The organism is Neptuniibacter sp. QD34_54 (assembly GCF_047778055.1).
Classification (GTDB): domain Bacteria; phylum Pseudomonadota; class Gammaproteobacteria; order Pseudomonadales; family Balneatricaceae; genus Neptuniibacter.
In genome coordinates, this window is sequence record NZ_CP180546.1 from 2,565,398 (window position 1) to 2,585,572 (window position 20,175).

18 protein-coding genes are annotated in these 20,175 nt (G+C 42.3%); 6 read left to right on the plus strand and 12 right to left on the minus strand.

The annotated features are described in order from the left end of the window. Nucleotides 1–21 precede the first annotated feature (21 nt). The 7 genes from rlmF to ACMXYP_RS11615 form a co-directional block, all read right to left on the minus strand. Nucleotides 22–1,014, minus strand: a complete 993-nt coding sequence (rlmF, locus tag ACMXYP_RS11585) for a 23S rRNA (adenine(1618)-N(6))-methyltransferase RlmF (protein WP_415881796.1) — start codon at nucleotides 1,012–1,014, stop codon at nucleotides 22–24. A 164-nt stretch (nucleotides 1,015–1,178) separates the two neighbouring features. Continuing rightward, nucleotides 1,179–2,426, minus strand: coding sequence for an HDOD domain-containing protein (locus ACMXYP_RS11590; RefSeq protein WP_415881797.1), 1,248 nt, complete (start codon nucleotides 2,424–2,426; stop codon nucleotides 1,179–1,181). Nucleotides 2,427–2,785: 359 nt separating this feature from the next. Continuing rightward, nucleotides 2,786–4,132, minus strand: a complete 1,347-nt coding sequence (locus tag ACMXYP_RS11595; RefSeq protein WP_415881798.1) for a diguanylate cyclase — start codon at nucleotides 4,130–4,132, stop codon at nucleotides 2,786–2,788. A gap of 46 nt (nucleotides 4,133–4,178) precedes the next feature. Next, nucleotides 4,179–4,574 (minus strand): YbaN family protein, encoded by a 396-nt coding sequence (locus tag ACMXYP_RS11600; RefSeq protein ID WP_415881799.1) that lies wholly within the window; start codon nucleotides 4,572–4,574, stop codon nucleotides 4,179–4,181. Between the two features lie 165 nt (nucleotides 4,575–4,739). Continuing rightward, entirely contained in the window at nucleotides 4,740–5,741 is a 1,002-nt protein-coding gene (locus ACMXYP_RS11605; protein ID WP_415881800.1) for an ABC transporter substrate-binding protein, read from the minus strand. A 185-nt stretch (nucleotides 5,742–5,926) separates the two neighbouring features. Continuing rightward, on the minus strand, nucleotides 5,927–7,075 hold the full coding sequence (locus ACMXYP_RS11610) for a response regulator (protein WP_415881801.1): 1,149 nt from the start codon (nucleotides 7,073–7,075) through the stop codon (nucleotides 5,927–5,929). Between the two features lie 74 nt (nucleotides 7,076–7,149). Continuing rightward, nucleotides 7,150–7,716, minus strand: coding sequence for a DUF1285 domain-containing protein (locus tag ACMXYP_RS11615; protein ID WP_415881802.1), 567 nt, complete (start codon nucleotides 7,714–7,716; stop codon nucleotides 7,150–7,152). Nucleotides 7,717–7,862: 146 nt separating this feature from the next. On the opposite strand from ACMXYP_RS11615, the gene ACMXYP_RS11620 reads away from it, so the two are divergent. Continuing rightward, complete coding sequence (locus ACMXYP_RS11620; protein WP_415881803.1) at nucleotides 7,863–8,816, plus strand: methylenetetrahydrofolate reductase; 954 nt, start codon at nucleotides 7,863–7,865, stop codon at nucleotides 8,814–8,816. 62 nt (nucleotides 8,817–8,878) lie between these two features. Here the strand turns inward: ACMXYP_RS11620 and ACMXYP_RS11625 are convergent, their stop codons facing one another. After that, nucleotides 8,879–9,274 (minus strand): hypothetical protein, encoded by a 396-nt coding sequence (locus ACMXYP_RS11625; RefSeq protein ID WP_415881804.1) that lies wholly within the window; start codon nucleotides 9,272–9,274, stop codon nucleotides 8,879–8,881. A 435-nt stretch (nucleotides 9,275–9,709) separates the two neighbouring features. On the opposite strand from ACMXYP_RS11625, the gene ACMXYP_RS11630 reads away from it, so the two are divergent. From ACMXYP_RS11630 to ACMXYP_RS11645, 4 genes are all read left to right on the plus strand, one after another. Further along, complete coding sequence (locus ACMXYP_RS11630) at nucleotides 9,710–10,465, plus strand: TetR/AcrR family transcriptional regulator (protein ID WP_415881805.1); 756 nt, start codon at nucleotides 9,710–9,712, stop codon at nucleotides 10,463–10,465. 132 nt (nucleotides 10,466–10,597) lie between these two features. Then, entirely contained in the window at nucleotides 10,598–13,015 is a 2,418-nt protein-coding gene (locus tag ACMXYP_RS11635; protein ID WP_415881806.1) for an efflux RND transporter permease subunit, read from the plus strand. Beyond that, a complete protein-coding gene (locus ACMXYP_RS11640; protein ID WP_415881807.1) occupies nucleotides 12,990–13,787 on the plus strand; it encodes an outer membrane lipoprotein-sorting protein in 798 nt (265 codons plus the stop codon). The genes ACMXYP_RS11635 and ACMXYP_RS11640 overlap by 26 nt, the downstream gene beginning before the upstream one ends. 1 nt (nucleotide 13,788) lies before the next feature. Beyond that, nucleotides 13,789–14,991: a hypothetical protein gene (locus ACMXYP_RS11645; RefSeq protein ID WP_415881808.1), complete on the plus strand. Its 1,203-nt coding sequence runs from the start codon at nucleotides 13,789–13,791 to the stop codon at nucleotides 14,989–14,991. On the opposite strand, the gene ACMXYP_RS11650 is transcribed toward ACMXYP_RS11645, so the two are convergent. The 4 genes from ACMXYP_RS11650 to ACMXYP_RS11665 form a co-directional block, all read right to left on the minus strand. Beyond that, nucleotides 14,969–15,769 carry a retropepsin-like aspartic protease gene (locus ACMXYP_RS11650; RefSeq protein ID WP_415881809.1) on the minus strand — a complete coding sequence of 267 codons (801 nt, stop codon included), beginning with the start codon at nucleotides 15,767–15,769 and terminating at the stop codon, nucleotides 14,969–14,971. The two genes, ACMXYP_RS11645 and ACMXYP_RS11650, sit on opposite strands and share 23 nt — an antisense overlap. Before the next feature lie 134 nt (nucleotides 15,770–15,903). Continuing rightward, nucleotides 15,904–16,278: a translation initiation factor Sui1 gene (locus ACMXYP_RS11655; RefSeq protein WP_415881810.1), complete on the minus strand. Its 375-nt coding sequence runs from the start codon at nucleotides 16,276–16,278 to the stop codon at nucleotides 15,904–15,906. A gap of 57 nt (nucleotides 16,279–16,335) precedes the next feature. After that, the gene (locus ACMXYP_RS11660) at nucleotides 16,336–17,655 is read right to left on the minus strand and encodes a deoxyguanosinetriphosphate triphosphohydrolase (protein ID WP_415884667.1); all 1,320 of its coding nucleotides are present in this window, start codon (nucleotides 17,653–17,655) and stop codon (nucleotides 16,336–16,338) included. A gap of 97 nt (nucleotides 17,656–17,752) precedes the next feature. Next, nucleotides 17,753–19,171: a PLP-dependent aminotransferase family protein gene (locus ACMXYP_RS11665; protein WP_415881811.1), complete on the minus strand. Its 1,419-nt coding sequence runs from the start codon at nucleotides 19,169–19,171 to the stop codon at nucleotides 17,753–17,755. Between the two features lie 220 nt (nucleotides 19,172–19,391). On the opposite strand from ACMXYP_RS11665, the gene ACMXYP_RS11670 reads away from it, so the two are divergent. Then, on the plus strand, nucleotides 19,392–19,832 hold the full coding sequence (locus ACMXYP_RS11670) for a hypothetical protein (RefSeq protein ID WP_415881812.1): 441 nt from the start codon (nucleotides 19,392–19,394) through the stop codon (nucleotides 19,830–19,832). Nucleotides 19,833–20,175 lie beyond the last annotated feature (343 nt).

Below are 20,175 nucleotides of genomic sequence, written 5' to 3' on the forward strand. Positions count from 1 at the left end.
ATAATGGATCAAAATATTGACCTAGGCCCGACTAAGCCAATCCAATTGCACTTGTTTTGAGTGAAAACTCCAAGCAACGAACCGAGTAAGCTTTTGTCCTTGGTACATGTCTATCGTAATTACTTTTTTAGCTTTTACATTTTTTAAAGCTTGGTACACCATGGGCAGGTTATCTTTTTTAGATATCAAACAGGTAAACCAGAGCGATTGTTCAGCAAAGACTGCACTCTCTTTGATCATCTGCCTTACAAAAGCTATCTCTCCTCCTTTGCACCACAATTCTGCTCCTTGCCCAGCAAAATTTAGTACTTGATCATTACCGGAAGATGTCTGTTTGCCACGATTTAAATTTCTAATCTTCCGTCTAGTCCCTGCTGTCGCTTCTTGAAGTGAAGCATGAAACGGAGGATTACACATAGTGAATGCAAAGCGATCAGAAGGTTTAATGATCTGCTTGAATACCTGCTGAGAGGATGGTTGTAGTCGACACTTAAGCTTCCCTTTCAAAACAGGATTCGCTTTGACTATCTGTTCAGCACAGGCAATGGAAACAGGATCGATATCACTACCAACAAACTTCCAACCGTAACTCTGGCTGCCAATCAGTGGATAGATGCAGTTAGCTCCGGTACCTACATCTAAACCTTGCACCTGCGCTCCAACCGGCACTTTCCCGCCATTAGATTCAGCCAGTAGATCCGCAATATAGTGAAGATAATCAGCGCGGCCTGGAATTGGCGGGCAGAGATAGCCTTCAGGGAAATCCCAAAACTGAATATTGTATTCAGTGCTTAATAACGCCTGATTGAGTAGTTTTACCGCCTTAGGTTCTGCAAAGCGAATAGAGGTTTCACCTCGTGGCGTTTCATAGGTGTATTCAGCTAACTCAGGAAATGCTTTAACCAAACGAGGAATATCATAAGGTGCTGTATGCGGATTGCGCGGATGCAGACCTGATTTTTGTTTGTTCTTTTGAGTAGATGCTTTAGAGGATGAATTATTTGCTCTAGCCACAGCGATGCCAGTAGAAGATAGAAAGCAGGAATTGTAGCAAGATTATGGCGTTACTGTTTACACCACGAAGATAAAAGAAAACCAGACCTTACCTTTCACAGACCCCGACGTATGTTCCCGGTAAGGACTGGCACTCTTTCCAGCGATAAGAGATCCTCTCTTTTTTATAAGTTGGATACCATGCGAACACGGTATTCATTAGCGACTATGCGCCATTGTGGGACCTCATCCATAACGCCCACTTGATCTAGGTAACGTAGCGATAAACTACTCGCCAGATCACATTCTCCTGCTACATCAACCGAAGGAAGCATAGCGTCCGCAACATGTACTGCAGTTAACGGACTGAATTCTTTAGCCGCAGACAGATGAGGGACATGATGCAACATGACGGCCTCAACAACCTGCGGCGGTAAATTCCATAATGCCAATAAAGCAGCAGCAACCTCACCATGGAAGAAGCCACAAGCGGCTTTTTCTACTAAATAGATCGGCTTTTGTTTTTTAACGGCATAGTTGATCAATTTTTTATACTGTGCCGGATCATGGGCAGCCATAATCATGACACCTAAATCATGTAATAAACCTGCCAAAAAGGCTTGATCCTGAACTGCTTTGCTCGCTCCAGCTCTTCTCGATAACGCTTGTGCTAGGCGAGCTACTAGTAAAGAACGTTGGCCCATCTGTTCAAAAGAGAACTGATCCCAATCTTGCCCTTCTTTAAACTGGTTATTCAATTGGCTGCTCAATGCCATACTTCTAAGGTTTCTTACGCCCAATAAAGAGATCGCTTCTCGCAGATCAGAAATTGGACGACTAAAACCAAAGAATGCCGAATTCACCTGTTTCATGATTTGCGCAACCACCGATGGGTCCTGCTCAATAATTTCACTGATCTCTTTAAGATCCGCGACATCTGAGTTAACCGCTTCGGTCAATTGACGATACATACTTGGTGGCGACGGTAAACACCCAACAGTTGAAACATAAGTCTGCAAGGATGAACGATTAAGCAGCTTAACCAGCTTAATCTGGTACTCCAGTTCTTCTGCAACCTCTTGGATTGGAACATTGTTTGGATAAATACGATGTGCAATTTCAGCAGCTTTCGCTTTAAAACCGGCATTCCAAAATTCTGCCCCAAGGAAAACTCTAACAGAGTGCGGCTGAATGCGAGATAAATTAGCCATCAATTCTATATCGACTACTGCTCGCATCGAACAAGGCAGAATAACCGCGTCGAATCTATGTTGCTCCAATTGATCGATTAAGCTCTCTTTCGAATCTAAACGAACAAACGCCCAATTAAATTCAGACCCCTCTATCTCACGACTCCAAGCCGCTAAGCTGCCCTGTTCATCAAGCATAGCGATCTTATATTTAGGTGAAGAGCCTTTATTGATAGTGCTCATAACGTTTACCTGCACATTTTTCGATTAATCATTACTGCTGTTACCAATCACTGTCGCTCTATATGCCTCAGTAACTGTAGTTACCTTAATCCTAGTGCCAATTAACCTTATTAAAAGCGCGTTTTTAGTAAAATTTTATCTATTTTGTATATAAATTTTTGAACATTGTTTTAAAAGCACCTTAAACTTCAGTAATTCCTTGGTTTTCTGGGTATTTAGGTGTTTTTAGTAAAATTTTATCTAGTTTTTAATGAGAAACTTTCACATTGAAAAACAATAAAAAGATAGATTTTTTGATGGTAAAGAGGAAAGGAAGCGAAATATCACCTCCCTTGTGAAAGGTGATTTGTGAGATTTTTCTAGCTAATCGTGACTCTGTTTCGACCAGCTTCTTTAGATTTATATAACATTTTATCTGCTGTATTGAGCAACGCATCTGGGCTATCCCCCATTTTATACTCCGCAACACCAAAGCTAACCGTGATATCAATTTGACTAGGAAAAATGTGATTTTGCACTAATACCCGAAGCTTATTAGCCAACTTTTCGGCCCCGATAATATCCATTTCAGGTGTCACAAGCATAAACTCCTCACCGCCCCACCGTCCTAGGATATCGGATTCTCGAATATTACTTTTCACCAAATTACTGACTTCGATAAGTACCTTATCCCCTACTTGGTGCCCACAGTTATCGTTCACCGCTTTGAAATGGTCAATATCAAAAAGCATAACGCAAAAGCTACCGCCGTAACGTTCTGCCCGGGCGACTTCTGCTTTTATCGCGGCATCCGTTTTTAAACGGTTATATAAACCCGTTAAGTGATCTGTCTGGCTAATACGCTCTAACTGTTTATTCTTCTCCTTTAGGATCTGATTGAATTGCCTAATGCTCCTAAAGCGGACAAAAAAGATCATAGATATAAGGAAAAAGACGACCAGTAACTGCCACAATAAAGTTTGATCAAATTTATTCTGTACAGTCACGCTATACCAGCGTTGCAAAATCTGGTTAGTTTTCTGTGGGGATAAGCCATCAACTGCTTTAGAAAAGATACTTAACAGCAAAGCATCATCTTTTCGAACCCCAACCCGTAAAACACTTTTGTACTCAGTAAAACCTGCAACTTTTACATTATGAGTTGCGAGCTCCTGTATATCTCTTAGCATGCTGATTTGAGTACCAATGGAGGCATAGGCCTTACCTGTGGAAACGAGTTTAATTGCTTCCTTTTGTGTTTGCGTATACACCACTTTGATCAGAGGGTAATCGCGTCGAATAAGTTCTTCATATATATAGTTCTTTGGCAGAGCCAAAACTTTACCCTGCAAGGCAGGTAAACCATCAATAAACAGAACATCGGTACGACTGACTAGAGCAACTGCAGCGGTCACATAAGGAGAGGTAAAATTAAGATAGGCGCTACGTTCTGGACTTTCGTTTAGCATTGATAGGATATCGCACTCTCTAGCCTTAGCTTTGTGCAAAGACTCACTCCAGCTTTTTGTCGGAACAAGCTGAATTCGAATACCCATCATTTGAGAATACTCTGTCATAAAGTCAGCAGACAAACCCACATGTTTACCTTGATCATTAATGGCTTCAAAAGGTAACCAATCTGGATCAATACACATCGTTATCTGTTCTTTAGATGTGAGGTACTTCTTTTCCTCTTCTGTAAAAGACAGCTGTTCAACCGCTAACACATTGCTGCTAAATAATAAAAAAAGAAGAAACCGGACCACACTCATTTCATCCCTCATTGCCTTTTAACAACGGTTCTGATGGACGCGACCAGATATAGCATAGGGCAAAGACAATTGTAGCAACGACAATTAATTTGAGGCCATAGTGAAAGGTTTTGAAAATCAGTGGATAACTAACCATAGCTAACATCATAACCGTTGCTAACCATTTAGCTTTTAAAGGAATAACGCCATCTTTTTCCCAATCTTGGATTATCTTTCCAAACAACTTATTTTGCAGCAACGCCTGATGCAACCTTTCAGAGCTTCTAGAAAAGCAAAATGCCGCTACTAAAAGGAATGGCGTTGTTGGTAGTAAAGGTAAAATAACCCCGATCAAACCGAGAAGCACACAGATAAATCCGGCGATTAAATATAGGGTACGTACAATCGTTTTTCTCAACAGATACTCCCTGTACCAAGCCACCTAGAAAGAATATATCAATACAGCAGTACGTATGTCGTGGACCTGTATCTATAAGATAGCAGGAATTTAGTATTTCAGGTTACATCAACAATTCCTGAAGAGGAAATACTCCCGCAAGAACTTAATAACATTCATTTAAATTTAAGGTAATAAGATGATGGATCTTGAAGTGATGTTATCTATCTTTAGCCCCCAGTTCCTAAGTTCGTGACGACTTAAAATCATTTTCCCTTGGCTTTGAAAGTGCATTGGAATTTGTGCGCTGCCTTTAGGTAAAGCTAGTAATTGTTTCGCTAGATTTGCCGCATCTTGGCCCATCAAAATACCACTGACGACCATCCCTGCCATTACCTTTCCTTTTCCAATCGCTTGCTCATGAGCAGTTATTGTCATTACAGGTGAGTTAGTCGATACCCAACGGCTTAAATCATCAAAGCTTACGTATTCACCGTTTTCTTCATGCATGGCGGCATAACCGGCTATCAGGATAAGATCATACCCTTGCTTTTTGCTGAGTTTAATTTGTTCTTTCCACGCATTTGCGCTCGAAACTCTGACAACATCAGCCCGAATGTTCTTAGCAATACTAAAATTAGATTTGCCTCCGAGATCATACTGATAGATCGCATCAGCGGTTAAACTATCGCCCAGTAAAATCAGGACCCGTCTCAGCTTTAAACGAGTTGCTCGAGCAAATTCTACAATTGAACGTTTAATCATCGGGCGCTCAACTACCCCAGTAATATTCTTAGCACTGAGAACCCAAGGATAGTCACGACGAATATCCGAGTTAATACCGCAAAAAACTACCGGTGTGGTTTTTGCTATCTGCTCGCCTAACAGGCCAAAACCATTGTCATCACAGATGATAACCAGATCAGGCTTTTGCTCCTCAAAAGCAATAAAAGCTCTTGCAGCACTGTACTTAAACATCCCTTTGGGTAAACGTTTAGTATCCATGTGATGAATGGATAACTGATATTCGTCGCCTAACTCTTGTTTTACACCTGCTGTGAGATCCTCCACCCACTTCATCTCTTGATGGTAACTGTGAATCAACATGATCTTAGTAGCAGCCACAGCCGTCTGTGCCGTACCAAGTGTTACCAACAGCCAAAAAATCAAAGACACAATGTTTCGCATATCAATCCTGTATGCTATTCAATGGGTTGCTTAATAAAATATAGATGATTATTTGAAATTAGACGGGCTGGCGCACAGCGAAAAGTGAATAAAGAATTACTTAGAGCTCCAACAGAAAGAACCTTAGTAGAAAATAGCGGCCTTAAAACAAGGAGGAGCGCGGATCTTACGCGCCCCCTTAAATCTTACTTACTTTGATCTTTCAAAGCTTGAAGGTTATGCCCCATTTTATAAAGCAGCATATCGCGATCGATTGGCTTTAAAATCACCTCATGCACGCCCTGTTTCATCGCTTCTTGTGCATTCTGGGTATCCCCCGGTTTGGCTAAAACCATAATGCGAGTATGAGCCATATCAGGATCTTGTTTGATCTTATCAATAACAAACAATGCACTCATATCCGGAAGAGTTAAGTCCAACAAAACAATATCTGGTTTCCAACTCTGTAGAAGTTTCAGGGAATGACTCGCGCACCCTGATACCTGAGCTTTGTAACCTCCTGAATCTAGGATCGCTTTAATTTGATCCCGTTGTTCACTTTCATCTTCAAGTAACAAGATATTACTATCATCAAAAACAACTGTATCACTGGCCTGCAAAGTCTCTTTTTGCTGTTTAGTCAGATTAGTTGCGCGGTCAACTTTAGCTTGAAGGCTTTCTTTTACAGATGTTTGTTGTAATTGAACTTCACGGATATGCTGCTCTTTATGTTGATCGAACAAACTCCGCATATCAGCATGATGATCTTCATGTAAACCTCCCTCTTGTATGATCTTCTCTTTCATTCTATCCATCGAGAAAGAAACAAGGTGCATAAGCTTGTCATAGCTCTCAGCATTAAGATCCGATATGTCTTCATTACATGAAATAATCTGATCAAAATACTCGCAAAGGTTTTCGACTGAAAAATTATCTGAGCCAAAGCTATTTTGGTCATGAAGCGCACGTCGAATAAACCGCAACCTCAATAGTAAATGATATGGGTCGTAAAGTGGGCGGACTATAAAGTAGTCGTCAAAGACATCCTTATTACAGATAGAAAATGCTTCTTTAAGATCCTCCCGACTACAGAAAACAATTTTCTTGAATAGAATCCTTTCGATATTTTTCTTAGCACTTAAGAGATGTAGGTAGCAGATTTCGTTCTCTTGAATGGTATTCAGCCCCATCAATAGCACATCGATTTTATGCTCTACGATCAATGAGAGAGCTTCTTCCTCAGTATTTGCAATATAGAAACGCGGGAAGTGACGCTTCACCATATTACAAAGTGACTCTAAATCTGATGACTGCTTAATCACCAGTAAAATAGAAAAACGATGTTCTGAACTCATACTCCCCCCATAACGACTTAATCTTAGCCCCACTCTCAGTAGCTTACATTTAAAATTGAGCGTTCATTTTAAATTTAGGTGACATCCCCCAATATGAAAGTTTCTCCCTGACTTTCAATGACAAGCATCACTTTTCCATCTATTTCTTGCTCTACAGCGAGCTCGGCGAGTTGATAAAACACATTACGATGGATTAAACCCTTCATTCCGAAACGAACATCAATATAAGGAGAGGGTTCTGAGGTTTCGCTACACTCTTCTACCCAGAGCGAATGGCCCTTGCCAATAACTACTTTATCGCCAGTAGTACTTATAAATTGATACTCTGGTCCATTTTCGCCCTCTTTTACTTGGACTTCGGTCATCAGAAAGGGGGCATCCTCCACTTCGATCCCAACTTTCTCCACCGGCGTTTTCAAGAAATACTTGCCTTCTTCTAACCACAATACTCTGGAGAATAGTTTAACCATTGCCGGGCGACCGATAATTGTTCCTTGGTAGTACCACTTGCCATCGCGGCAAATGCGCATATCGATATCACCGCAAAAATCCGGATTCCATTTATCCAATGGCGGTATACCCTCTCCTGATTTTTCAATCGCTTTACTTGCTTCAGATAGATCAAAACTTGGTTGGCTCAAACTCTCTACTCCCAACTTTTGCTGCAGCCTATTAAATTTACTCAACTTTAACTAAAAAACTTTCATCTTATAACTTAAACACATGAATAATATTAATTGTTAGAATAGCCAGCAATTACAGCTTAGATAGAAATTGAAAAACTACAATGAAACAGGATTTAAGAACAAAGTTTGCTGACGACCGCCGTGGTGTATATCTATTTGGTACAACACCGCCTAAAGATGGCACTGCAGAAGAAACCGCACAAGGCATTGCGGACAAACTGCTAGAACGTCTGCAACATGTCGATTTTGATGGTCTGATTGTTTATGACATTCAGGATGAAAGTAGCCGTATCGACAAGCCACGTCCGTTTCCATTCATGCGCACCCTAGATCCACGAGCGTACTCTAAGCTAATCCGTGAAAAAGCAGATAAGCCGGTTATCACATACAAGAGTGTGTCTCAGCGTGATAAAGAAGCTTTTATCTCTTGGTTAGATGAAGCTTGGAACGAATATGGTGTTCGTGACACTGTTCTTGTAGGAAGCCCATCTTCTGATGGAGATATCCAACTAAGCCTTAATGATGCTTACGCAGCCCTTGCAGAACACCCAGCAAATTTCCAACTGGGCGGAGTAACAATTGCCGAACGTCACGCCTCTAAACGTAATGAGCACGAGCGTTTAGTTAGCAAAACTGAGCAAGGTTGTGAGTTCTTTATCTCTCAAGCAGTTTACGATGCGCAAGCAACAATCGATATGTTGAGTAGTTACGCTCGTAAGTGTCGTGAAGATGGGGTTAAACCAAAGCGTGTCATTCTGACCTTCACACCATGCGGCAGTACTAAGACGCTGGAATTTATGGAATGGCTGGGGATATCAGTACCAGAAGCGACCCGCTTCCGTATCATGGATGCTCATAGCCCGTTACAAGAATCCATTCGTATCTGCCGTAACAATTTAGAGCAGATTCTAGAAGCAGTCATGCCGCTTGGTATTCCTGTAGGTTTGAACATCGAGAGTTTGACCAACCGTAAAGAAGAGATCGACGCATCCATTCGATTGTTTAAGCTGCTCAAATCCGTTGTAGATCTAAAGTTAGCGGAAGCGGATATTTAATCCCCCACACATTTTAGATAGAAAAAGGCCGCGAATAATCGCGGCCTTGTCTTTTCGGCTCATCACATAAGTGTTTTGTTTATTTTCAACAACATATGTGTTCGAGCGAGATCTTCTTGCACTTTGCGTTTATATTCTTGTGAATCGGAAGAAAGAGCAGACTTTTGCCGAAGCACAGTCCAATCCTCTAAGTCGTTATTATTTTTCAGTAATGCTTTAAATGCTTCGGGGAAATCAGATTCCTGAGCTATGCCAGAAATATCCACATCCCCCTTTAAAAGAAAAACACTCTCACCCTCTTTGCACTGAACACGAGATTCACTGAAATTAAAAAGGTGCGAAGCGTATTCTTGCGAAAAACACACCGGCATGTCTGCAACCTTTACCCCTTGAGGAGCGAGCTGAAGTTGACCTTCAGTTTCATTTTTTACTGCAAGCACGTAGGTTGGTATTTTCATATCAAGCACTCCTTTCCTGTTTGAACAACAGTTTCTTCATCTATGAATCAACTCCCCCTGGTTCCATACCGGGGAACAGGCGTTAAAAAGATAAGGACTATCATTTTTAACAGTAAGCAGTGTAGACACTGAACAATGCAACTTCGTGACAAAATAAGATTTATTAATATATTTCACCTATTTTGAACAAACCAACTGAATTCAACCAAGCTCTAGCCCTCTTGTATAAAGCCCACAAGGAATATAATTAAAAACTAAATAAGATAGTTAGCATATTAAAGATTATTAGAATCACTAATAGTCATTACTTATAGATATTCGTTGTTGCAAAACTGTTTCTTAATAGCAACGGATTGTTGCAATTTTCACACTTGCTCAGTTGAGTAAAAAACAGTATTTTTGACGGACCGTCATTTATAGGTAATAGAAAAGAATATGAGCCCCAAAGTTATTCACGAAGCCGATTTAGAAGCCCGTGAAGAAGAAATTATGCAAGCTGCTATACAGATCATCAGTGAATTAGGTGTGGCAGGGCTCACTATAGATAAAGTAGTAGCAAGGCTGCCTTACTCTAAAGGCACCGTATACAACCATTTTACCTGTAAAGAAGACCTCTTAACCGGTCTATGTAACCGCTGTGTTAGACGACTAGGAGCGCTATTCGAACGCGCCTTTCAATATGACGGCAGTAGTCGCGAGAAGATGCTCGCCGTTGGGTATGGCTATATGCTCCATTCACAGCTAAACCCTACAGAATTTATGTTGGTTCTTTCTGCTAAGACACCGTCAGTTCGGGAAAAATCAACCGAAAAGCGTCAAGAAGAGCACCTTATTCTAGAAAACAAGTTATTGGGCGGCATGTTGGAGGTGATCTCTTCAGGCCTTGCGAATGGTGATTTATCGTTACAGCCACACCTATGCCCTGCTCAAGTAGCGTTTTCTTTATGGTCAATGAGCTTCGGTACAATCGCCTTGCTTCATGAGACCCTGGATCGCTGTAACGTTAGAGCTGAAATGCAACTAGAAAGAGAGCTAGTTAATCACTCAAATATTTTACTGGATGGCCTGAATTGGAAGCCTTATACCCAAGACCATCAATGGCATGAGAGCATTCAGCGCTTTAAAACCGAACTTTTTGCTGAAGAAGTTAAACAGCTTCAGCAAAAGCAGTTGATGTGCAGTTCTGAATAAACTGCAATGAATTAAAAAACGCGGTGCTTGCACCGTTTTTTAAACCTTAGTAAATGACGTTTCGTCATTAAAAAGAAATAACTAATATTGCTTAACCGCAATCAACCCCGCAAGGGCCCTTGGAGCAGGAAAATGAGAGATCGCCTTTTCCGATTCGTGTTGAACCACCCGATTTGGGTCGTTCTCTTCTCGATAATGTTCGTCGTTGGCGCAACTTACGGCGCTAAAAATCTGGTCTTCAAAAGCGACTATCGCGTGTTTTTCAGTGATGAGAATCCTCAACTGACAGCATTCGAAGCGATGCAGAAGATTTACAGCAAAAGTGACAATGTTGCTTTTGTTATATCACCTGAAAATGGGGAAGTGTTTACTCCAAAAACCCTTGCGGCGATTCAAGAACTGACGACTGAATCTTGGCAGGTACCCTACTCTACCCGCGTAGATTCGATTACCAACTATCAGCATACCTGGTCTGAAGAAGACGACATGATCGTTGAAGATCTGGTATTAGACGCTGAAACGTTGACTGATGCGGATATGCCAAGGCTTAAAGAGATCGCTGTTAATGAACCTCTGTTGGTAAACAAGCTAATCTCTCCAGAGGCTCATGTCACGGTTGTAAACATCACCGTACAGCTACCGGGCGTTGATCCTGTAGTTGAAGTACCTCAGGTTGTGAGCAAAGTTCGTGAAATGCGCGATGAATTTGTTCAAGCGAACCCAAATCTGAAAGTTCACCTTTCAGGTATGGTAATGATGAACAACAGCTTTGCTGAAGCATCCATCGAAGACAATGCGACGCTAGTGCCTTTGATGTTCTTAGTAGTAATCATCGGTATGGTACTGCTATTACGCAATTTTAGCGGCACCTTAGCAACTGTTGTCGTGATCATTTTCTCTATTGCTGCAACTATGGGTTTAGCCGGCTGGACAGGTTTCTACTTAACTGGCCCATCTGCAAGTACCCCAATTATGGTACTAACCTTAGCGGTAGCAGATTGTGTGCACATACTGACCACTATGTTTTATGAGATGCGTCAGGGCGTTAAGAAAGAGAAAGCGATTCAAGACAGTCTACGGATTAACTTCCAACCAATTTTCTTAACCAGTTTGACCACTGCAATCGGCTTCTTAAGCCTGAACTTCTCAGATTCTCCTCCATTCAGAGATCTGGGTAATATGGTTGCTGCGGGCGTCATGCTTGCCTTTATCTTCTCAGTAACAATATTCCCTGCAATGCTGCGCTTACTACCTGTCCACGTTAAACCGCTTGAAGAAGGTAAGAATGACTTCATGCACAAACTGGCAGATCTTGTAATCGCGAAGCGTCGCGTGCTACTTCCAGCGATGTCAGTTTTGATGATTGCGGCCGTTTTCTTAGTACCGCTAAACAAGCTAAATGATGACTTCGTAAAGTATTTCGATGAAACCGTGCCATTCCGTCAGGCAACTGATTACATGCAAGATAATCTATCTGGCATGACAGCAATGGAGATCTCCATCGATACCAAAGAAGCCAGTGGCATTAATTCCCCTGCGTTTCTTAAAACTGTGGGAGATCTAACTGAATGGCTACGAGTGCAACCTGAAACTGATCACGTGAATACGTTGAGCGATATTATTAAACGCTTAAACAAAAACATGCACAGTGACGATTCTGCGTATTACAAACTACCAGATGAACGTGAACTGTCAGCGCAATACTTATTGCTGTACGAAATGTCTCTGCCTTACGGTTTGGATCTAAATAACCAGTTAAACGTGGATAAATCTTCTACTCGCATCATCGCTACGTTCAATAATATGACCAGTACCGAGCAGATTGAGCTGGAAAGCCGCATCTATAACTGGTTTGCAGAGAATGCATCAAACTATGAAGTGGATATTGCAAGCCCTAGCCTTATGTTTGCACACATTGGCCAGCGTAATATCTACAGCATGTTGATTGGCACATCTCTAGCACTAGTACTGATCTCTGTATTGCTTGGTTTTGCATTACGCTCGGTAAAATTTGGTTTTATCAGCCTGATTCCAAACTTAGCACCAGCGGCAATGGGTTTTGGTGTTTGGTACTTGATTGATGGCCAAGTAGGCCTAGCACTTTCAGTTGTTGCCGGCATGACACTAGGTATCGTGGTAGATGATACGGTCCATTTCTTGAGCAAGTACCTACATGCTCGCAGAGACCGTAACAAGAACAGTAAAGAAGCTGTAGGTTACGCCTTTGCTAGCGTAGGTAAAGCATTATGGATAACCACCTTTGTATTGGTAGCAGGCTTTATGGTGTTAGCGCAGTCCACCTTTAAAGTGAACGCCGATATGGGTCTACTAACAGCACTGACTATTTTGATCGCATTAATTGTGGATTTCTTATTCTTGCCACCACTTCTGATGCTGTTAGATAAAACAGCTAAGGAAGAGCAAGAAGACTCAGAAAGCAATGACCCTATGCAAGCTAACTCGACGCAAACTGGCCCTGTACAACCTGCTAATGCAGCACTTAAAAACTCTGAAGGAGAGAAAGATGACTCTGTTAACCAACCCGCTTAAATCTGTATGCATTGCAGGCATGATTCTAACTTCGGGCGTTGCGATAGCTGAAACCGCTGAAGAAAAAGGCCTACGTATTGCAGAAGAAGCTAAAGCAAGCGATCTTGGCTGGACTGATATGCAAGCGCAGATGAATATGATTCTGCGTAACAAACAGGGTCAGGAAAGTGTACGCGAGATTCGTATGAAGTCTTTAGAAGTTGATAACGATGGTGATAAAAGCCTATCTGTATTCGACAAGCCTAGAGATGTTAAAGGCACTGCTTTTCTAAGCTTCTCACACCCTGTTGGTGCAGACGATCAGTGGCTTTACCTACCTGCGTTGAAACGCGTAAAACGTATTGCTTCACGTAACAAATCCGGCCCATTTATGGGTTCTGAGTTTGCTTACGAGGATCTATCTTCATTTGAGGTAGAAAAATACACATACAAGTATCTACGTGATGAAGCCTGTGAAGGCGGTACGTGTTTTGTAATTGAACAATACCCAGTGGATAAGAACTCTGGTTATACCCGACGTGTAGTGTGGTTAGATCAAGCAGAGTACCGTCCATGGAAAATCGATTTTTACGACCGTAAAGACTCTGAACTTAAAACCCTGACTTACCATGAATACAAAGAGTATGAAGGTAAGCACTGGCGTCCTGATCTAATGAAAATGGTGAACCACCAGACAGGTAAAAGCACCGACCTGACCTATGGTTCTTATCAGTTCAAAACAGGTTTAACTGATAAAGACTTCAATAAAAACACGCTAAAACGAGCGCGCTAAGATGATCAGGCAGACGTTCACGACTGCACTAGCAGCAGGGCTTTTAACAGCCCTGCCTGCTCAGGCAGAAACCTACTTTGAGTTGTCAGGTAAAGCCACCGCTGATCTACGCCTCTTTACTCAAAGCGCTCAATTCACGGGGCAAGACTATGACACCAATTTGTCCTTCTCTTTCGAGCCAGAACTTTATTGGGAATGGAACGATGGTGCTGATAGTTTAACCTTTACCCCTTTTCTTCGTTTAGATGAAAATGACAGCGAGCGAACTCATGGAGATATTCGTGAGTTAAGCTGGGTGCATGTATCTGATGATTGGGAACTTCGTACTGGTCTGCGTAAAGTCTTTTGGGGTGTTACCGAATTCCAACACCTCGTTGATGTGATCAACCAGACTGATGGCGTCGAGGACTTTGATGGGGAAGACAAACTAGGCCAGCAGATGATCAATCTATCCTTAGTCAAAGACTGGGGTATCATCGATCTTTACCTTTTACCAGGGTTCCGAGAGCGCACCTTTGCTAGCACAGATGGTCGTCTACGTGCAGGCCTCGTGATCGATACTGATAGAGCGACCTTTGAATCCAGCGCAGGCAATAAACATATAGATACTGCAATCCGCTGGAGCCACACGATTGGTGACTTTGACTTAGGAGCTTATTGGTTTAGAGGTACCAACCGAGATCCTAAACTACAAGTCCAATCAGTGAATGGCCAGACGATCTTAGTACCCCATTACGAGCAGATGAACCAGATTGGTTTTGACTTACAAGCTACGTTAGACAATTGGCTTTGGAAGTTAGAAACCATTCATCGCGACACTAAAAGTGAAAACTATTGGGCTGCTCAAGGTGGTTTTGAATATACCTTTTACGGTATTCAAGACAGCTCTGCTGACATAGGTGTTTTGCTGGAATACGGCTGGGATAAGCGTGGTAAATCAGCTGATGCTGCTATCCAAAATGACGTCTTTATGGGAGCAAGGCTAACCCTAAACGATACTCAAAGCACTGAAGTACTGGCCGGTATTGGCCATGATTTGGACTACCACAGTAATAGCATGATCGTTGAAGCAAGTAGGCGTTTTGGGGATAACTGGAAGCTAAGTTTAGATGGCCGTTTCTTTTCGGCTGATAACCCAGCTGACCTGAGTTATAGCCTAAATAAAGATGACCATCTGCAACTTACTGTGGAGCGCTATTTCTAACATCTGGCTCTTGCTGATTGTCAGCTCCTGGAGCAGTGGGTGCCCCCTTCAACTCCTGCTCCAGCCTGTCAATCTCAACCAGTTTTTCTTGCAATTCTTTGTAGCGTTGTGGGTCCCAGACAATATGCTTCTTTTCCCGATCAATTTCATAGCGCGCTTGATATAAAAAATCCATTCCAAGTAAACCATCAGTTCCAGCGCTCCCTCCCTGATAGTCTAATACACCAGCGGTAACACCTTTTACTTTATAAGGGCCAAGTTCAAAACGGTCAAAGTGTATTTTTTGTGTATCGACCACACTACCATCGGCAACTCTAGCAGAACTCCCCTTTCGCAATTGAGCATTTAAAGAGCTAATAGCTTGCTTGTGCACAACTGTATAAGAAGCCCCTGTATCCATAACCAACGATAATTGAGTTGAACGAGCACCATAGAAAACTTTGACTGGTAAAACGATACGGTTAGCGTGAAACTGAAAGGGTGTAATCCACTTTTTCATCGCTTCTGTGATACCGGCTCTTGCCTTATCTAACTCTAATTGACGCTGCTTTGCATCGGTTCCTTGATTGAAAGCTTGAAGCTCAAGTGGATCAAGCTTGTCCTTCTGTTCCTCGCGGGTTGCCATCTGATCCCGATATTTGGCAGGAATTTTCGAAAGACGATCCACAAACACTTTACGACCACTATCATCTACATATTCATAGATGCGCGCCTCTGCTAAGGTCGGCATCATCAATAAAGCGCTCAATAGTGGCATTAACAGAAGTTTTCTATCCATGATTATCCTTCCTATAAGTGTTTAGTTAAAAAATTGGTTAAGTCCGTTCAGCATAAACAAAACAACAATTGCCATAAAAACTAAGGCAAAACGCATGACTAAACAACGCGTACAGTTTTTCTTAGCCATCAATCCTAGCCTCCTGCCAACTTGACGGTAAAGCCTTCTTTTTCCAGCAACGTTTTTAGTTTGTCTCGCTGATCACCTTGGATCTCTACGATCCCATCTTTCAAGGCACCACCCGTACCGCAAACCTTTTTAAGCTTTTTAGCTAGAGCCTTAAGCTCTTTTTCAGGCAGAGGGATACCTGTAATTGTTGTTACACCTTTACCCTTTCGGCCTGAAGTTTCGCGACGGATACGGACGATGCCATCTAAATTATCCAGTCTGTTTTTATCTTCCAGCTCTGTACATACGCATTCAGTTATAGCTTCACCACAGCCAGAACAAAGCTGCCCTTTTTCTGTGGAATAAACCAAACTGCCTAATTGATCTTTTAATGAAGCCACTGGATAAGCCTTTTCTCGAAGTAAAAATCTTATTATATGAGAAATTCCTGCTGGCCCCTAACTTAAGCCGCCAATTTGTCGAGCGAGGTAGGTCGCGTAGTTATCTGTCATACCACTAATAAAATCTAATGCTCGCATATAGGCCTTATAAAGAGGCAACTCCGGCGATGGTGCATGAATTCCCATCAAACTTATAATGCGATCGCTACGATAACTCAATCCTTCACCCTGCAATTGATAGTTGTCATAGACAGCATGGCAAAATGCTTCGAGTAATACCCCTAGGGTTGTATACGCACCAACCTCCAGCTCAGTTTTTCGGGTATCTGGGAATACCTTTTCTCGTGCTAATTTTTTAGCTTGATACAGGCCATCTCGCACACCGGGATCACCATCAGCTAAGAGTTCGCCAGTGTACTCACCGCGCATAATCAAATGCTGATTATTCATATAGGCTTGGACAGCAGAGCTCACCATATGCTTCATTGCCATCCCCCTCAATGCCGAAATTTTTCGGCGTGCAGACGCTTGAGAGGTAAAAATCTCTGCTTCATAAGAGGTATCACCACAGAGTGTTAGCAAGATCGGTTTGATCTCATCAAAGGTCAAAATATTTAACTCAATGGCATCTTCCAGATCCAGAATGGCATAACAGATGTCATCTGCTGCCTCCATCAAATAAGTCAGCGGGTGGCGACACCAACAGCCTTTAGACTTCTCGATTAAACCTAGTTCTTTGCCTAATTTATTTAATATTTCAACTTCAGTTTGATAGGCACTGAATTTACCTTTATCCCCCGCATAATCAGCACTCCAAGGATATTTCAAAAGCGCTCCAAGGGTTGGATAAGTTAAGCGTAAGCCTCCATCAAACAGGTGGTTTTCTATGCGAGTGACAACCCGAAAGCCTTGAGCATTGCCTTCAAAAGTCATTAGATCCAAACGTTCAGAATCAGAAAGATTTTGTAGTAACGCACTGTTTTCTTGGCGTTTAAACCAATCCCTTATTGCATACTCGCCCGCATGCCCAAAGGGAGGGTTACCAATATCATGTGCTAAGCAGGCGGATTGTACGATCATGCCTATGTCGTAGGCCGTGGCCCACTCCGGAAGCTGATCCTGAATTAACTCCCCTACGCGTATACCTAAGGTTCGTCCTAAGCTACCCACCTCAATAGAGTGGGTTAAACGCGTGTGGATATGATCATTCAAGGACATCGGATGAACTTGTGTTTTTCGCCCTAAGCGTCTGAAAGCACTGGAGAAAATTATCCGATCCTGATCTTTATGAAAATGGCTTCTCCCAAACTCATCTTCAGTTACTTCTGCATGGCCGTAACGCTTGGTTGTGAGTAACTTCTGCCACTGCATTTCCATGTAGTACTCTCCGCTCAGCAACTTCATTCAGACTCATATTGTCGGCCATTTACAGGCTTTCTATATAAGTTTTTTGGTTAACCATACGCGTAATTGATTACGCTTCTGCTATTAGTTTTTTAGCCTCATCGCCAATCGCTTTTAACGCTTCTTCTGTTTTTTCAGTTAGCTTTTTGGAAAAGCTTAAGCGCACAAAATTACGATACTTACCTGACGCAGAGAAGATAACCCCTGGCGCAATGCTAACTTGCTTCGCCTCTAGCCTTTTATTTAGTTTTATTGAATCGACTGCTACAGGAAATTCTACCCAAAGCAGATACCCACCTTCGGGGTAACTCATACGAGTGCCTTCTGGGAAGTAACGTCTGACAAGGTCGATCATCATATCCCGGCTATGGTGATATTGAGCTCTCACCTTTCTAAGGTGGCGTTCGTAATACCCCTTAGCAATAAACTCAGCAACCGCTTCCTGCTGGACTGGTGGGTTACTCACAGTCGAAACAAACTTTTTATGCAACACCCTTTCAGTACATTGCCCCGGTGCCACCCAACCTAATCGCAAACCATAAGCAATGGTTTTAGAAAAAGAGGAACAAAGCAGAACACGACCTTCTTCATCAAAGGATTTAATAGTCCTTGGGCGGGGTGATTTATAGAAAAGATCGCCGTAAATATCATCTTCGATGATCGGAATATCGTACTGCTGTGCAAGTCGTAACAATTCCTTCTTACGGCTTTCAGGCATGGTATATCCCAGTGGATTGTTACAGGTTGGCGTCACTTGGATCGCAGCGATTGGCCACTGTTCTAGTGCCAATTCTAATGCTTCTAAGCTGATACCTGTCTCAGGGTGCGTCGGAATCTCCATCGCTTTTAACCCCAGCGCTTTTATCGCCTGAGTCGATCCATAAAAACTAGGTGAATCCGTTGCTACGACATCGCCTGGTTTCGTGGTTGCACGCAAACTGCAAACTAGAGCTTCCTGACAACCGCTGGTAATGATGATGTCATCGGGATGAAGCTTGCATCCCGAATCTGAAGCTAGCCGCGCAATCTGCTTACGCAGCTTCTCGCTCCCCTGAATCTCACTGTAATTGAGAAATTGTTCTGACTGCAATCCAGCTGAGTTAGTTAACGCTTTCAGTAAGGGCTTTAATGTCGGGGTATTAATTTCCGGGCTCGCAGTACCTAAAGCAATGTGCCCATGCCCTTTGGCACTGTTTAATAGATGATAAACCTGTTCCCAATGCGACACTTCCAGAGGGCGTTGTGCCGGTCGGCTCACTTCTGGTAATTCCGGTGCCTCTCCTCTGGACTTTACGTAGTATCCAGATTTCGGCCTTACTTCAACAAACCCATTCTCTTCTAAACGAAGATAAGCTTCTTGAACTGTCGAAATACTGACTTCTCTCTCTTTACTTAACGATCTTATCGAAGGCAGCTTGCTCCCCACAGGGTAATACCCTTGCTCTATACGCTTAATCAAAGCATCTTGGAGCTGTTCATACAGTTTCATAAAAAATGACCATTACAGTGAAATATTACAGTACAGATAAAATAAAAATTAGCATCACAGAGATAATTACACAAATCTGTAATGCCTAATTAATTATTTTCTAAATCTGTATACTATTTATCACCTAATTTAACATTACTCCATGATCAGAAATCAATATCTGTACATATTTTCAAGTATACAAATAGACCTTAAACACTACAGATAAAGGAGTACAAAAATGCAACGTCACTTAAAACTGTCCAGCTTATTATTAGGAGGGCTGCTACTTAGCGGTTGTGATAGCAGCTATCACGCGTTTGACGGCAAAAGCGGATTCAGCTTTAGTCCAATCAGCAGTGATGAATACAGCGTGGAATATATAGGGGATAAAAAGAGTAGTCAGGAAGACGTAGAAACAATGTGGCATCATGCTGCAAGGGAGTTGTGCCGAGGTGGCGCGTATCAGCACCAGATCTTTTCACGCACTTCAGAAAAGCAAGCTGTAACACAGTACGGTGGCGGAAACATTCTTCCTCCAGAAAGCATTACTTATCAGGTTAAAGGGGACATCCTCTGCCTTGCACCTAACCTAGCAAACAAGGCGGTTATCAAGGATAGAGTGTTACTTGGCAAACACTTTTCCTCCGATCAACTTGAAAGCGGGAGCGCCACGAATTAATGCTTCACGCGCAAACACCATCTGACATCCCGGACATTCACAAGGAGTCTTTGTATGATCTTCATTGACCCGTTCTTTGAAGCACTTTACTAAGGCTCCCTTCCCTCCCTTCCTATATTTGAACAACAACGTTTTACATCTTGCGCAATACACGTTAACCGTTGTCAAAGGACCTTTCTTATTAGGCTTTGCCATACTTCCTTTATTTCCTTAAAAACCGATCCCTTCGCTGACCCAGACCGTTAGCCAAATACCCAGTAATTTAGATCCGCTATTATCTATCCTCACCAAGAAAATTGGCATAAAAAAAGCGGACATAAATGCCCGCTTTAACAACCTAGTT